The organism is Flavobacteriales bacterium (assembly GCA_016713875.1).
Lineage (GTDB): Bacteria > Bacteroidota > Bacteroidia > Flavobacteriales_F > PHOS-HE28 > PHOS-HE28.
This window is the reverse complement of the sequence record JADJOI010000003.1, coordinates 1928147-1940266: the sequence shown is the minus strand read 5'-3', so window position 1 is coordinate 1940266 and position 12120 is coordinate 1928147. Positions and strand designations below refer to the sequence as shown.

General features: G+C 69.0%; 12 protein-coding genes. 7 read left to right on the top strand and 5 right to left on the bottom strand.

The annotated features are described in order from the left end of the window. Positions 1 to 32: 32 nt before the first annotated feature. Complete coding sequence (locus IPJ87_09900) at positions 33 to 170, bottom strand: hypothetical protein (GenBank protein MBK7942166.1); 138 nt, start codon at positions 168 to 170, stop codon at positions 33 to 35. 105 nt (positions 171 to 275) lie between these two features. Continuing rightward, positions 276 to 923, bottom strand: coding sequence for a hypothetical protein (locus IPJ87_09895; protein MBK7942165.1), 648 nt, complete (start codon positions 921 to 923; stop codon positions 276 to 278). A gap of 97 nt (positions 924 to 1020) precedes the next feature. On the opposite strand from IPJ87_09895, the gene IPJ87_09890 reads away from it, so the two are divergent. From IPJ87_09890 to IPJ87_09870, 5 genes are all read left to right on the top strand, one after another. After that, positions 1021 to 2199, top strand: a complete 1179-nt coding sequence (locus IPJ87_09890) for an OmpA family protein (GenBank protein MBK7942164.1) — start codon at positions 1021 to 1023, stop codon at positions 2197 to 2199. A gap of 76 nt (positions 2200 to 2275) precedes the next feature. Beyond that, positions 2276 to 3616 carry an MFS transporter gene (locus tag IPJ87_09885; protein MBK7942163.1) on the top strand — a complete coding sequence of 447 codons (1341 nt, stop codon included), beginning with the start codon at positions 2276 to 2278 and terminating at the stop codon, positions 3614 to 3616. Positions 3617 to 3666: 50 nt separating this feature from the next. After that, positions 3667 to 5160, top strand: a complete 1494-nt coding sequence (gene lhgO / locus IPJ87_09880) for an L-2-hydroxyglutarate oxidase (protein MBK7942162.1) — start codon at positions 3667 to 3669, stop codon at positions 5158 to 5160. A 33-nt stretch (positions 5161 to 5193) separates the two neighbouring features. Continuing rightward, on the top strand, positions 5194 to 5373 hold the full coding sequence (locus tag IPJ87_09875) for a hypothetical protein (protein ID MBK7942161.1): 180 nt from the start codon (positions 5194 to 5196) through the stop codon (positions 5371 to 5373). After that, on the top strand, positions 5370 to 5858 hold the full coding sequence (locus IPJ87_09870) for a DinB family protein (protein MBK7942160.1): 489 nt from the start codon (positions 5370 to 5372) through the stop codon (positions 5856 to 5858). Before IPJ87_09875 ends, IPJ87_09870 begins: the two co-directional genes overlap by 4 nt. Here IPJ87_09870 and IPJ87_09865 read toward each other — a convergent pair whose 3' ends face one another. Together IPJ87_09865 and purB are read right to left on the bottom strand one after the other, a co-directional pair. Continuing rightward, positions 5859 to 6509 (bottom strand): YdcF family protein, encoded by a 651-nt coding sequence (locus IPJ87_09865; GenBank protein ID MBK7942159.1) that lies wholly within the window; start codon positions 6507 to 6509, stop codon positions 5859 to 5861. 4 nt (positions 6510 to 6513) lie between these two features. Then, on the bottom strand, positions 6514 to 7881 hold the full coding sequence (purB, locus tag IPJ87_09860) for an adenylosuccinate lyase (protein MBK7942158.1): 1368 nt from the start codon (positions 7879 to 7881) through the stop codon (positions 6514 to 6516). A 49-nt stretch (positions 7882 to 7930) separates the two neighbouring features. Here purB and IPJ87_09855 point away from each other — a divergent pair, with 49 nt between their 5' ends. Together IPJ87_09855 and IPJ87_09850 are read left to right on the top strand one after the other, a co-directional pair. Continuing rightward, entirely contained in the window at positions 7931 to 8728 is a 798-nt protein-coding gene (locus IPJ87_09855; protein ID MBK7942157.1) for an EI24 domain-containing protein, read from the top strand. After that, the gene (locus IPJ87_09850; GenBank protein MBK7942156.1) at positions 8725 to 11376 is read left to right on the top strand and encodes a response regulator; all 2652 of its coding nucleotides are present in this window, start codon (positions 8725 to 8727) and stop codon (positions 11374 to 11376) included. The genes IPJ87_09855 and IPJ87_09850 overlap by 4 nt, the downstream gene beginning before the upstream one ends. On the opposite strand, the gene IPJ87_09845 is transcribed toward IPJ87_09850, so the two are convergent. Continuing rightward, positions 11351 to 12028, bottom strand: coding sequence for a response regulator transcription factor (locus IPJ87_09845; GenBank protein MBK7942155.1), 678 nt, complete (start codon positions 12026 to 12028; stop codon positions 11351 to 11353). The genes IPJ87_09850 and IPJ87_09845 overlap by 26 nt on opposite strands. Positions 12029 to 12120: the final 92 nt, after the last annotated feature.

Genomic DNA, 12120 nt, shown 5'->3' with positions numbered 1-12120 from the left:
ACCAAGGACCGCCCGGGCTGAAGAAGCAGCTTTCAACCCATCCCCATCCCCAACGCCACCAGCCCGCACACCACGCCCAGCACGCGGCACAAAATGGTGAGCCCGGGCATCAGCAGGGTCCAGCGGTCGGGCAGCGGTCGCGTGGGGAACGGAGCAGCGGTGGGGCGCATGGCGTGTTCGCTTGGTGAGGCGAAACAAGCCTTGCACGTCGTCGTCCGGTAGCCCGATCGCGCATCCGGCGGCGCGCACTGCGCAAGCGGAAAGAGCAGGAGGCCTCAGCGGCGAACGAACACGTACCGGTAGCCGAGCTGCAGCCCCACCAGGGTGATGCCCCAGAGGCCGGTGTCGTACGGCATGGGGCCGGCGTTCATCTGCACCTCCAGGAAGGGCGAACCCCAGCGTGTGCCGTATTGCGCGCCCACCGCGGCGTGGCCCGTCAGTCGGTCCACCGTCCAGCGTCGCTCGCGCACCAGGATGGACTCGGCGCCCACTTCCTCCTGCACGGCATAGCCGGCCTGCCGCACCCACGCGTGTTCCCAACCGGCGCCGGCCATCACGTAGGCGCCGCGGTGGTAGCCCCCTTCACAGGGCACCGTCAGGAAGGGCCAGCGCACGGACAGCTGCACGCCGCCCCGGCCGATCAGTTCGTGCATCACGGCCTCCACGCCCACGGTCCCGTCATCGGCCACCACGGTCTCCCCGTACACACGCTCCACCGGAGTGAAGGCCAGGCCGGTGAGGCGGAGCACGAACGAGCTGCTGTCGCCCAGCCGGTGCTCCACCAACGCACCCATCCAGCTTGTGCGCCCCTGCCAGCCATGATCCTGGCCCAGGCCACCGAGCAGGCCCACGGCCCATTGGGCACTGGCGGCGCCGGGCGCGAACAGCGCCGCGGACAGAAGGAGGGGAAGGAGAGCGCGCATGCCGTGAACAACGAAGGTCGCACATCGATCCGTACGTGTGGCACGCGCCTTGCCCGGTGGGTCGGCCGGCGACCGTTATCTTGCCCACCCATCGACCATGACCATGCGTTTCCGACCCTTCCTGCTCCCGCTCGCCCTGTTTCTCACCGCGCCGCTCATCGCCCAGGACGATGAGAACCCTGTGGAGGACAGCTTGAACATGGTGCCCAACGGCAGCTTCGAGGAGGTCGAGGGCAAGCTCAAGCGAATGGGCAGCATCGAGATGGCCAAGGGATGGAAGAGCCCCACCGCCGTGCCGGCCGACCTGTTCAGCGACCGCGTGGTGAACAGCCCCGCTTCGGCGCCGCGCAACCAATACGGCGACCAGGGCGCCCTCACCGGCAGCAACTATGCCGGGCTCATGTGGTGGAGCTACATGAACAAGGAGCCGCGCAGCTACCTGCAGGTCAAGTTCAAGAAGATGCTCACCAAGGGCCAGAAGTACTGCATCAGCTACTATGTGAGCCTGGCCGACCTCAGCAAGTACAGCGCCAACGAACTGGGTGCCTACGTCAGCAAGATCATGGTGAAGAAGGACGACGAGGCGGCCCTCACCTACGAGATGCAGGTGCCCAACCTGCGCACGAAGATCTACGACGACCTCTACTCCTGGCAGGGCGTGTGCGGCGTGTACGAAGCGAAGGGCGATGAGCAGTATCTGATCCTCGGCAACACGGTGGCCAACGACAAGGTGGTCACCGGCAAGGTGAAGCGCCCGAAGGGCGAAGTGCGCCCCCAGGTGTTCAAGGCCTATTACTACATCGATGACGTGAGCGTGAAGCCCATCAAGCTGATGAGCGAGTGCACCTGCGAACAACTGGACAAGGCCGAGAGCGAGTTCATCTACAGCAAGCGCTCCACGGTGAACAAGAGCCTGAAGCCCGCCCAGCAGGTGGACGCCACGGCGATCTACTTCAAGCGTTTCCAGCAGAGCATCGACGGTGCCATGGACCAGCCGCTGAACGATGTGGTCGAGGCGCTGAAGGCCGACCCCGCCGTGAAGGTGCGCCTCGTAGGTCACATGGACGTGGTGGAGGACGACCGCACGCGCATGCGCCCCGACCTGCTGGAACTGGGCAAACTGCGCGCCGACGCCGTGAAGGCGGTGCTCGTGGAGGGCGGCATCGCCGCCGAGCGCATCACCACCGTGGGTCAGAAGGCCGACAGCCCCGCCGACCCCGGCGAGGACGAGGTGGCCCTGAGCAAGAACCGGCGCGTGGAGTTCGAGCTGGAGTGATCCGGTCCGGATCACGCAGGAACGGCCCGGATGCGCTTCGGGCCGTTCGCGTTCAGCCCCCTACCTTGCTCGCGTGATACCCGGTGATAAGCGCGTCATCCGCGCCTGGACCATGTACGACTGGGCCAACTCGGCCTACTCGCTCACCATCACCAGTGCCATCTTCCCCATCTACTACGCCGCCATCACCATGGACAACGGCGCGGACCAGGTGGCCGCGCGCTACGGCGTGCCCGCGGACAGCCTGCAGTCCTATGCCCTCAGCGCCGGCTTCCTGATCGTGACCCTGCTGGCGCCGATCCTCTCGGGCATCGCCGACAGCCGGGGCAACAAGCTGGCCTACCTCAAGGCCTTCTGCTACGTGGGCGCGGCCAGCTGCGCGGGTCTTTTCTTCTTCACCTTCGACGACCTGCTCCTGGGCCTGGCGCTCTTCATGCTCGCCTGTGTGGGGTTCAGCGGCAGCCTTGTGTTCTACGACGCCTTCCTGCCGGAGATCGCCGAGAAGAAGGACCATGACCGGGTGAGCGCCCGCGGCTACACCATGGGCTACCTCGGCAGCGTGCTCCTGCTGATCATCAACTTGGCGATGGTGATGAAGCCTGCGCTCTTCGGCATCCCGGACACGCCCGGCCTGGCCGCGCGGCTCAGCTTCCTCACCGTGGGCCTGTGGTGGGCCGGCTGGGCCCAGATCCCCTTCCGCGCCCTGCCCGCCCGTACACCGGTGCGCGAGCAGGATGGAGAACGTTCGCCCTCCGCGAATGCCCTCACCGCGGGCTACCGCGAACTGCGCAAGGTGTGGGGCCAGCTGCGCGCCATGCCCCGCCTGCGCGGCTTCCTCGCCGCCTTCTTCGTGTTCAACATGGGCATCCAGACGGTGATGTACCTGGCCGTGGCCTTCGCCGCGCGCGAGATCAAGGACCACGATGCCACCGGCCAGGTGGTGCCCATCGGCGACGAGAGCCTCATCATCAGCATCCTGCTCATCCAGCTGGTGGCCGCCGTGGGGGCGGGGCTCTTCGCGCGGCTCAGCGGCCGCATCGGCAACCTGCGCACCCTGTCGGTGGGTGTGGTCGTGTGGGTGGGCCTGTGCATCGCGGCCTACTTCACCCGCTGGGCGCATGAGTTCTACGCCCTGGCCGCCGGGGTGGGCCTGGTGATGGGCGGCTGCCAGTCGCTCTCGCGCAGCACCTACGCCAAGTTCCTGCCCGCCACCACCGACCACGCCAGCTTCTTCAGCTTCTACGACGTGAGCTACTACCTGGGCACCGTGCTCGGCACCCTGGCCTACGGCCTGGTGTTCCAGCTCACGGGCGACCTGCGCAATACGGTGATCGCCATCGGCGGCTTCTTCGTGCTGGGCCTGGTGCTGCTGCTGCTCGTTCCCCGCGAGGAAACCGCCGGGGCCGCCGCCCCGTGAGCCCGCGCCCTCCGGCCCGATACCTTCGCGCCGCAGGCAACACACCCGACATGGAGAACGGACGCACGTGGGACGTGGTGATCGTGGGCGGCGGCATCGTGGGTGCCGGCACCTTCCACAAGCTGCAGGCCCGCTTCCCGCAGCTGGACATCCTGCTGATCGAGAAGGAGCAGGTCCTGGCCGACCACCAGACCGGCCATAACAGCGGGGTCATCCACAGCGGCATCTACTACAAGCCCGGCAGCTACAAGGCCCGCAACTGCGTCACCGGCCGCCGTGAGCTGGTGGCCTTCGCTCGCGAGCACGGGATCGCCCACGACGTCTGCGGCAAGCTCATCGTGGCCACCGACCCTGCCGAGCTGCCCCGCTTGGACAAGATCTGGGGGCACGGCCAGGCCAACGGCATCGAGGATATGCGCCGGGTGAACGCGCAGGAGATCCGGGAGATCGAACCGCACTGCACCGGCATCGCCGGCATCCACGTGGGCTGCACCGGCATCATCGACTTCCGCGGCGCTACCGCGAAGATGACCGAGCTCGCCCTCGCCCTCAACCCGCGCAGCGCGGTGCATCTGGGCGAACGCGTCATCGGCACCGAGCACGGCGAGGCCTTCAGCATTCTCCGTACCACCAAGGGCGCCTACCGCACCCGGCACGCCATCTTCTGCGCCGGCCTGCAGAGCGATCGGCTCGCCAAGGCCGACGGGGTGCGCTTCCCCGAGCGCATCGTGGGCTTCCGCGGCGACTACTACGAGCTGGAGGACCATGCCAAGCACAAGGTGCGCCACCTGATCTACCCCGTGCCCGACCCCCGCTTCCCCTTCCTGGGCGTGCACTTCACGCGGATGACCGACGGCAGCATCGAATGCGGGCCCAACGCCGTGTTCACCTTCAAACGCGAGGGCTACGGCAAGACCGACGTGGACCTGCGCGACACGGCCGATGCGCTGAGCTACGGCGGCACCTGGAAGCTCTTCATGAAGAACATGCGCTACGGCATCGACGAATACCGCCGCGCCTTCAGCAAGCGCCTCTTCCTGCGCACCCTGCGGCGGCTGGTTCCTTCCCTGGAGATGGATGACCTGCGCCCGGGCCGCGCCGGGGTGCGGGCCATGCTGCTGGGCACCGACGGGGCCATGGTGGACGACTTCCGCATCGAGCGACGTGGCACCCACATCCATGTGCTCAACGCACCATCACCCGCCGCCACGGCCGCACTGGCCATCGGCGAGGAGATCACACGTCTGGTGGCCGAACAGGTCGTACTGGTGGAAGAGCGCGCGGCTCATGGCGTACACCGTGTTCTTGCTGGGGTGGTTGAGGCGCGCCATCATCGCCTTCAGCGCGCCCACCTCACGTTCCAGGTCGGAGGAGCGGAGCCCCGTGGCCTGCGCGAACTTGCTCAGCACGAGCGCCGTCAGCCGACGGTCCAGCCCGGAAGGCAGCTGCCTGTCCAGTTCCAGCAGGTTGCCGGCCAGCACGGTCATCAGGAAGGCACCGTCGTCGGAGGGGTCGAGCACCTGCTCGGCGACCAGCTCCGGTGATTCGTTCAGCTCGGCGGCCACGTCGGCGAAGCCATGCCCCACCAGTTCCAGCAGGGCGTTGACGAACACGTTGGCGAGGCGGTCCTCGGTGATCTTCTTCTTGCCGAACAGCGTTCCGATCATGCGCACTTTGTCCCCGCGAAATTCGACCGGTGCCGCATGGCGATCGCCGAACGGCGCGTCGGAATTTTGAACAGCTTTATCCACCCATGAGCCACCTCAGCACCCTCATCCAGCAATACGCCGCCTACGACCACTGGGCCAGCACCGCCTTCGTCGACCGCCTGAAGGAGGAGCCCGATGCCCTGCTCGACCGGCATGCCGCCAGCAGCTTCCCCACGCTGCGCGGCACGCTGATGCACATCCGCGATGCGGAGAACGCGTGGTTCCTCCGCCTCACCGGAGCCACCATGCGCTGGCCCGCCGAGCCCACCCAGGAGCTGGACACGCTGATGCCGCACGTGGAGCGCTTCACCGGCTATGCGCGCTCGCTCGATGAAGAGGGCCTGATGGCCACCTGCCGCTACCACGACCTGAAGGGCAACCCCTATGCCCAGCCCGCCTGGCAGATGATCATGCACGCCCTGAACCACAGCAGCTACCACCGCGGCCAGGTGGTGACGCAGATGCGTGCCCTGGGCCTGGAGCGGATCCCCCGCACGGACCTGGTGGCTTTCCAGCGCCTGGCCGGGGCATGATCACGCTCCGGGGAAGCGGATGGGCTCGGGCGGCCCGGGGAAGTGCGGCCCCACGCCGAGCCAGAGGTCGAGGTGCAGCTTCACCCGCGCCAGCTTCTCGCGCAGCATCGTGAGGCGGCCGTAGCCCGCAGGCACGTCCGGCGCATCATAGCCCACCGCCGCGATGCCGAGGCGCCGCGCCAGGAACACGGCCCGCTCGGTGTGGAACCGCTGGCTCACCACCACGAAGCCCGGTTGCCCGAACACATCGCGAGCCCGCACCATGCTGTCCAGCGTGCGGAAGCCCGCGTAGTCGAGCGTGATGCGCGTGCTGTCCACCCCGGCCGCCATCAGCGCCCGCCGCATGTCCCAGGGCTCATTGTACGAGGCATGTCGGTTGTCACCGCTGATGAGCACGTGCTGCACACGCCCGGTCCTCAGCAGCTCCACCGTGGCGGCGATGCGATGCGTGAAGTAGAGGTTCGGGCCACCGCCCCTCGCCCGGGCGCTGGTGCCCAGCAGCACGGCCACGCGGTTCAGCGGCACGTCGGCGGCGTGGTCGTACAGGTGCGGGGCGCTCGCCGTCCGCACTCGCTTGTCGCACCACTGCACGAGCAGCACGGCGGTCGCTGCGAGGCCGACCGCCGCGGCGATCCACACGCGCGTCCGCATCCGCCTAGGGGATCATCCGGCTCATCAGGTCCACCCCGGTGTAGTGGCGCGGGTCGAGGGTGCGCAGCTGCTGCTTCACCGCCTCGCTCACGTCCAGCCGGTCGATGAAGGCGTGGATGTCCGCTTCAGCGATGCGGTCCTTCCCGCGGGTGAGCTCCTTCAGGCGCTCATAGGGCTCGGGGTAGCCGGCGCGGCGCAGGATGGTCTGGATGCCTTCGGCCACCACGGCCCACTGCGCGTCCAGCTCGCGATGGATGGCCTCCTCGTTCAGCAGCAGCTTGTCCAGCCCGCGCCGGATGGCGTCCACCGCCAGCATCGTGTGGGCCATGGGCACACCGATGTTGCGCGTCACCGTGCTGTCCGTGAGGTCGCGCTGCAAACGGCTGATGGGCAGCTTCTCCGCCAGGTGCGCGAACAGCGCGTTGGCCAGGCCCAGGTTGCCCTCGGCGTTCTCGAAGTCGATGGGGTTCACCTTGTGCGGCATGGCGCTGCTGCCCACCTCGCCGGCCTTGGTGCGCTGGCGGAAGTGGTCCATGCTGATGTACTGCCACACGTCGCGGCACAGGTCGATCAGGATGGTGTTGATGCGCCGCATGGCGTCGAAGAGCGCCGCCAGCTGGTCGTAGTGCTCGATCTGCGTGGTGAACTGCTGGCGCTGCAGGCCCAGCAGGGTGTCGCAGAAGCGGTCGGCCAGCCGCGGCCAGTCGAGCTCGGGGTAGGCCGCGTGGTGCGCGTTGAAGTTGCCGGTGGCCCCGCCGAACTTGCAGGTGAAGGGCACCGCGCGCAGGGCGCGCAACTGAACGTCCAGCCGCTCCACGAACACCTGCAGCTCCTTGCCCAGCCGGGTGGGCGAGGCCGGCTGCCCGTGGGTGCGCGCCAGCATCGGCACCTGCGCCCACTCCAGCGCGAGCCCGTGCAGCCGGTCGCGCAAGGCGGTGAGCTGCGGCACGTAGTACACGCCCACGAACTCCTTGATCAGCAGCGGCAGGGCGGTGTTGTTGATGTCCTGACTGGTGAGCGCGAAGTGCACGAACTCCTTGCGATCCCCGAGGCCCAGCTCATCGAGCCGCTCCTTCAGCCAGTACTCCACGGCTTTCACGTCGTGGTTGGTGGTGCGTTCGATGGCCTTGATCGCCTGCGCGTCGGCCTCGCTCAACGCCGACACCCGCCCGAACAGGCCGTCCAGCCGGCGCACATCGGTGCCCTGCAGCTCGGGCAGCGGCACTTCGCACAGGAAGCGGAAGTAGGCCAGCTCCACCACCAGGCGGTAGCGGATGAGGGCCAGTTCGGAGAACCAGATGGCCAGCGGCGCGGCGCGTGCGCGGTAACGGCCGTCGAGCGGCGAGATGGCGGTGAGGGCGGACAGGTCCATGCGGAGCGCCAAAGGTAGCCGGGCGGCGCCCCTACCTTGCGCATCCCCGATGGACGGCTTCGGCAACGGCTTCAGCAGCTTCGTGGAGGCCTTCGGCTTCATGCGCCGCCACCGCATGACCTGGATGTTCCTGGTGCCCCTGCTGCTCTGGGCGCTGCTCACCTTCGGGCTGTTCGCCCTGCTGCAGGGGCCGGTGGAGGAGCTCGGCGCATGGCTTGCCAGCCAGCTGGGGTTGCAGGTGGACCCTGCTCAGGACACGGGCTGGTGGGCCGCGTTGAAGCGCGTGTTCAACGCCACCCGCGAGGCGCTCACCTGGCTGGCCCTGAAGCTGCTCGTGCTCTACCTGCTGCTCTCGCTCAACAAGTACCTGGTGCTGATCCTGCTGTCGCCGCTGCTGGCCTACGCGAGCGAACGCGCCGAGGAGCTCCTTACCGGCGCCGAGCACCCGTTCAGCCTGGCCCAGGTGCTGCGCGATGCGCTGCGTGGAGCGGCCATCGCCCTTCGCAATGGGGTGCTGGAGCTCACCATCGGCCTGGCCATCGGCCTGCTCTCCCTGGTGATGCCGCTCTTCGTGCCGCTGGCCACGCTGGCCCTCTTCATCGTGGGCGCCTACTTCTATGGGTTCAGCGCGGTGGACTACATCCTGGAACGCCGCCGCCTGCGCCTGGCCGACAGCGTGCGCACGGTGAACGCCCACCTCGGTCTGGTGCTGGGCAACGGCACGGCCTTCAGCCTGCTGATGAAGGTGCCGCTGCTCGGCACCACCTTCGCGCCGTTGCTCGCTGCCGTGGGCGCCGTGCTCGCGTTCCACCACGCCGGCCGTATGGCCCCGAACGATCGCCGATGATGGCCTCCCCCTCGCGCACCCCCTGGCACCGCTCCATCGTCACCCGCACGGTGGCGGTGTTCACCCTGCTGGTGACGTGCGCCGCGTTGCTGGCCGGCTTCCTGGTGTACCGCGCCGTGCGCGAACAGGTTCAGCTCACCGTGCGCAACGACCTGCGCCACGACCTCGACCTGGCCGAACTGCGCCTGCGCGCCTTCACGGCCACGCTGGCGGACGACATCGCCTTCCTGGCCACCAACGACCCGGTGCTTCGCCTGGCGAACGACACCACCGGTGACAGCCTGGTGCGCGCCGCCGACCTCCAGCGTGTGGCCCTGCTGATGGAGAGCTTCCTGCGCTCGCGCGCCGCCTACGCTCAGGTGCGCCTGCTGGCCGCCGACAGCCTGGGCATGGAGCGGGTGCGCTTCGACCGCATCGACGGCCGCGTGCTGCGCATTGCCGACAGTGCCTTGCAGGCCAAAGGCGACCGGGACTACCACCAGGCGGCACTGGCCCTGGCGCCCGGCGAGACCTACTTCTCCCGCATCGACCTCAACCGCGAGCACGGCGCCTTGTCGCGCCCGTTGATGCCCACCCTCCGCGCGGCCCGCGCCCTCTTCGGTCCCGACGGCGCGCTTGTGGGGCTGGTGGTGATCAACGCCGACCTGCGCCCCTTGTCCGCCGAGCTGCTGGCCGATCAGCGCGTCACCTCGACGCTGGTGCTGATCCGCCCCGATGGTGAAGTGGTGCTGCACCCGGACACCGCCCACATGTTCCGCTCCGAGCAGGGCGGCCTCGTCGATCCGGAGTCCGTGACCGGTGCACCGCTACCACCTCCCGACAGCGTGGTGGCGGTGGGCCATCGGTGGTGGACCTTCCGCGCGCTGGACGATACCCCGCTGCCCTACACGCTCCACCTCGGACTTGGCGCGGACGCGGCCCCGCTGCTCGCCGAACTGGACGCCCGCCGCGACCGGGCCCTGGGCCTCACGCTGGGCATCGCCGCGGGCTTCGCGCTGCTCGGTCTCTTTTTCGCCCGCAGCCTGGCGGCGCGGCTCGACCGGATCACCGCGCAGGTGGAGCGCTATGCCGCCGGGGCCGGGGGCGCGGCCCTGCCCACCGACCGATCCGACGAGGTGGGCCGTCTGGCCCGCAGCCTGGAACAGATGCAGCAGCGCATCGACGAACGTGTGCTCGACCTGCAGCAGGCCCGCCACGCCGCCGAAGAGGCCGACCGCCTGCGCCGCGAGATCACCGCCAACCTCAGCCACGATGTGCGCACCCCGCTGCAGGCCATCCTGGGCATGGCCGATGGCATCGACCGCGGTGCGCTGAGCACCGCTGACCGCGATCGCCTGGACGTGATCGAACGCAGCGCCCGCCGCCTGCACGACCTGGTGGACGACCTGCTGCTGCACGCCCGCATCGACGCCGGCCGGGAAACCCCGCACGCCGCGCACCTCGACCTCCATGCCCTGTTCACCGACATCACCCGCACGCACCTGCCCGCCGCCGAGGCCAAGGGACTGGCCCTGCGCCTCGACCTCACCCAGGCTCCGGCCCATGTCGTCAGCGATCCGCTGCGCCTGCACCGCATCGTGGACAACCTCGTGGCCAACGCGGTGAAGTACACCGTGCAGGGGCAGGTCGATGTGCGCGTGCGGCTGCGCGAGGAGCGGCTCGTGGTCGAGGTGTCCGACACCGGTCCGGGCATCGCCGAGGACCGGCAGCGTGCCATCTTCCTGCGCTTCGAGCGGGCCCGGACGGGCGACAACACCAGCGATGGGGCAGGCCTCGGCCTGGCGATCACGCGGCGATTGGTGGAGCTGCTCGGCGGCACCATCACCCTGCACAGCAGCCCGGGTCTGGGCAGCCGCTTCACCGTGGAGCTGCCCCCATTGGATGCGCCGGTGACCGCGCCCGCCGCCCCCGCTCCCGCGCCGGACCAGGTGCGCGGCCTGCGCGTGCTGCACGTGGACGATGTGTCCACCAACCGCGAACTGCTCGCGCAGTGGGCCGGCGCGCTGGGCTGGTCGCTCGTATCCTGTGCCGGTTCCGCGGACGCGCTGGCGGCCTGCGATGGACACGCCTTCGACCTGATGCTGATCGACATGGACCTGGGCGGCGACATGCGCGGCACCGAGCTCGCGATGCGCATCCGCGGGCTGCGCCGCCATCGCTATGTGCCCATGCTCGCCGTCACCGCTTATGCGGATGCGGAGCAGGAGGCCGAGGCGCTGAAGGCCGGGCTCAACGCACGGCTCGTGAAGCCCATCGACCGCGGCATGCTGGCCGAGGCCGCCGCCTTCTGGACCGGCCGTGCGGAAGGCCCGTGCACCGGACCGCCGCAACTGGCCACGCTGGAGGACCAGTACGACCGCGATGCCGAGAAGCTGCTGCGCGTGATGACGCAGTACCGCCGCGAACTCGCCTCCTGGCGGGCGGACGTGCTGCGCGCGGCGGATGGTGGTGACGCGGACGTGCTGCCGCGTGTGCGCCACAAGCTGAGGCCCCACGCCGTGCTCTTCGGCATGTCGGCCACGGCCGAAGCCCTGATGGGCGATGCGGCGGACGTCGCGATGCTGCTGCGCACCATGGCCTGCTGCGACCGTGCGTTGATGCTGCGCCAGGCGCAGCTGGCGGCTACAGCAGGTGCAGCCGGCGAATGAGCTCCGCCCGGTAGGTCTCGCTCACGGGGATCAGCTCGCGGCCCACCTTCACGTCCATCGTGTCCAGCTTCTCCACGTGGGCCAGGTTCACGATGTAGCTGCGGTGCACCCGCACGAAGTCCGTCGGCAGCTTCTGCTCCAGGTCCTTCAGGTTGATCAGGCTGCTCACCTCGCGGCCGTCGAGCACGAAGCGCACGTAGTTGCTGTCGCTGCGAATGAAGCGCACCTCGCTGAGGCGCAGCTGCACGATCTCCTGCCCGGCGCGGATGAACACCTGGTCGCGCGGGCCCTCGTTCGGCCCCGTGCGCGGCCCCACCTTGCGCAGCATCTGCGCGAAGCGCTCGAAGGTCACGGGCTTCACCAGGTAGTCGGCCACGTTGAAACGGAAGGCGTCCAGCGCGAAGCTGGGGTCGCCGGTGACGATCACCACCGGGCAGCCGGGGTCGGTGGCCTCCAACAGCTCGCGCCCGCTGATGCCGGGCATGTCCAGGTCCAGGAAGAGCAGGTCCACGGGAGCCTCCCGCAACCGGGCCAGGGCGGCCGTGCCGTCCGCCGCCAGCACCACCTCAGCGCGGGGCATCAGCTTGCGCATGTGCGCGGCCAGCAGGTCGGCGCTCAGCGGGTCGTCGTCGGCGATGAGCACGCGGGGCATGGCGGCAAGGTAGGATGGAGCCCGGATGCGGCCCGGACGGTGATCGCCCTGGCAGCGGCCTTCACGCAGAGGCGCAGAGGACGCCGAGGGGA

Excerpts from the sequence above, each read along its gene's own strand:
- IPJ87_09845 (MBK7942155.1), bottom strand. The coding sequence starts at position 12,028 with ATGCCCCGCGTGCTCATCGCCGACGACGACCCGCTGAGCGCCGACCTG.
- IPJ87_09850 (MBK7942156.1), top strand. The coding sequence starts at position 8,725 with ATGATGGCCTCCCCCTCGCGCACCCCCTGGCACCGCTCCATCGTCACC.
- IPJ87_09875 (MBK7942161.1), top strand. The coding sequence starts at position 5,194 with ATGCCCCACCAGTTCCAGCAGGGCGTTGACGAACACGTTGGCGAGGCG.
- IPJ87_09895 (MBK7942165.1), bottom strand. The coding sequence starts at position 923 with ATGCGCGCTCTCCTTCCCCTCCTTCTGTCCGCGGCGCTGTTCGCGCCC.
- purB (MBK7942158.1), bottom strand. The coding sequence starts at position 7,881 with ATGGACCTGTCCGCCCTCACCGCCATCTCGCCGCTCGACGGCCGTTAC.
- IPJ87_09865 (MBK7942159.1), bottom strand. The coding sequence starts at position 6,509 with ATGCGGACGCGCGTGTGGATCGCCGCGGCGGTCGGCCTCGCAGCGACC.
- IPJ87_09890 (MBK7942164.1), top strand. The coding sequence starts at position 1,021 with ATGACCATGCGTTTCCGACCCTTCCTGCTCCCGCTCGCCCTGTTTCTC.
- lhgO (MBK7942162.1), top strand. The coding sequence starts at position 3,667 with ATGGAGAACGGACGCACGTGGGACGTGGTGATCGTGGGCGGCGGCATC.
- IPJ87_09900 (MBK7942166.1), bottom strand. The coding sequence starts at position 170 with ATGCGCCCCACCGCTGCTCCGTTCCCCACGCGACCGCTGCCCGACCGC.
- IPJ87_09855 (MBK7942157.1), top strand. The coding sequence starts at position 7,931 with ATGGACGGCTTCGGCAACGGCTTCAGCAGCTTCGTGGAGGCCTTCGGC.
- IPJ87_09870 (MBK7942160.1), top strand. The coding sequence starts at position 5,370 with ATGAGCCACCTCAGCACCCTCATCCAGCAATACGCCGCCTACGACCAC.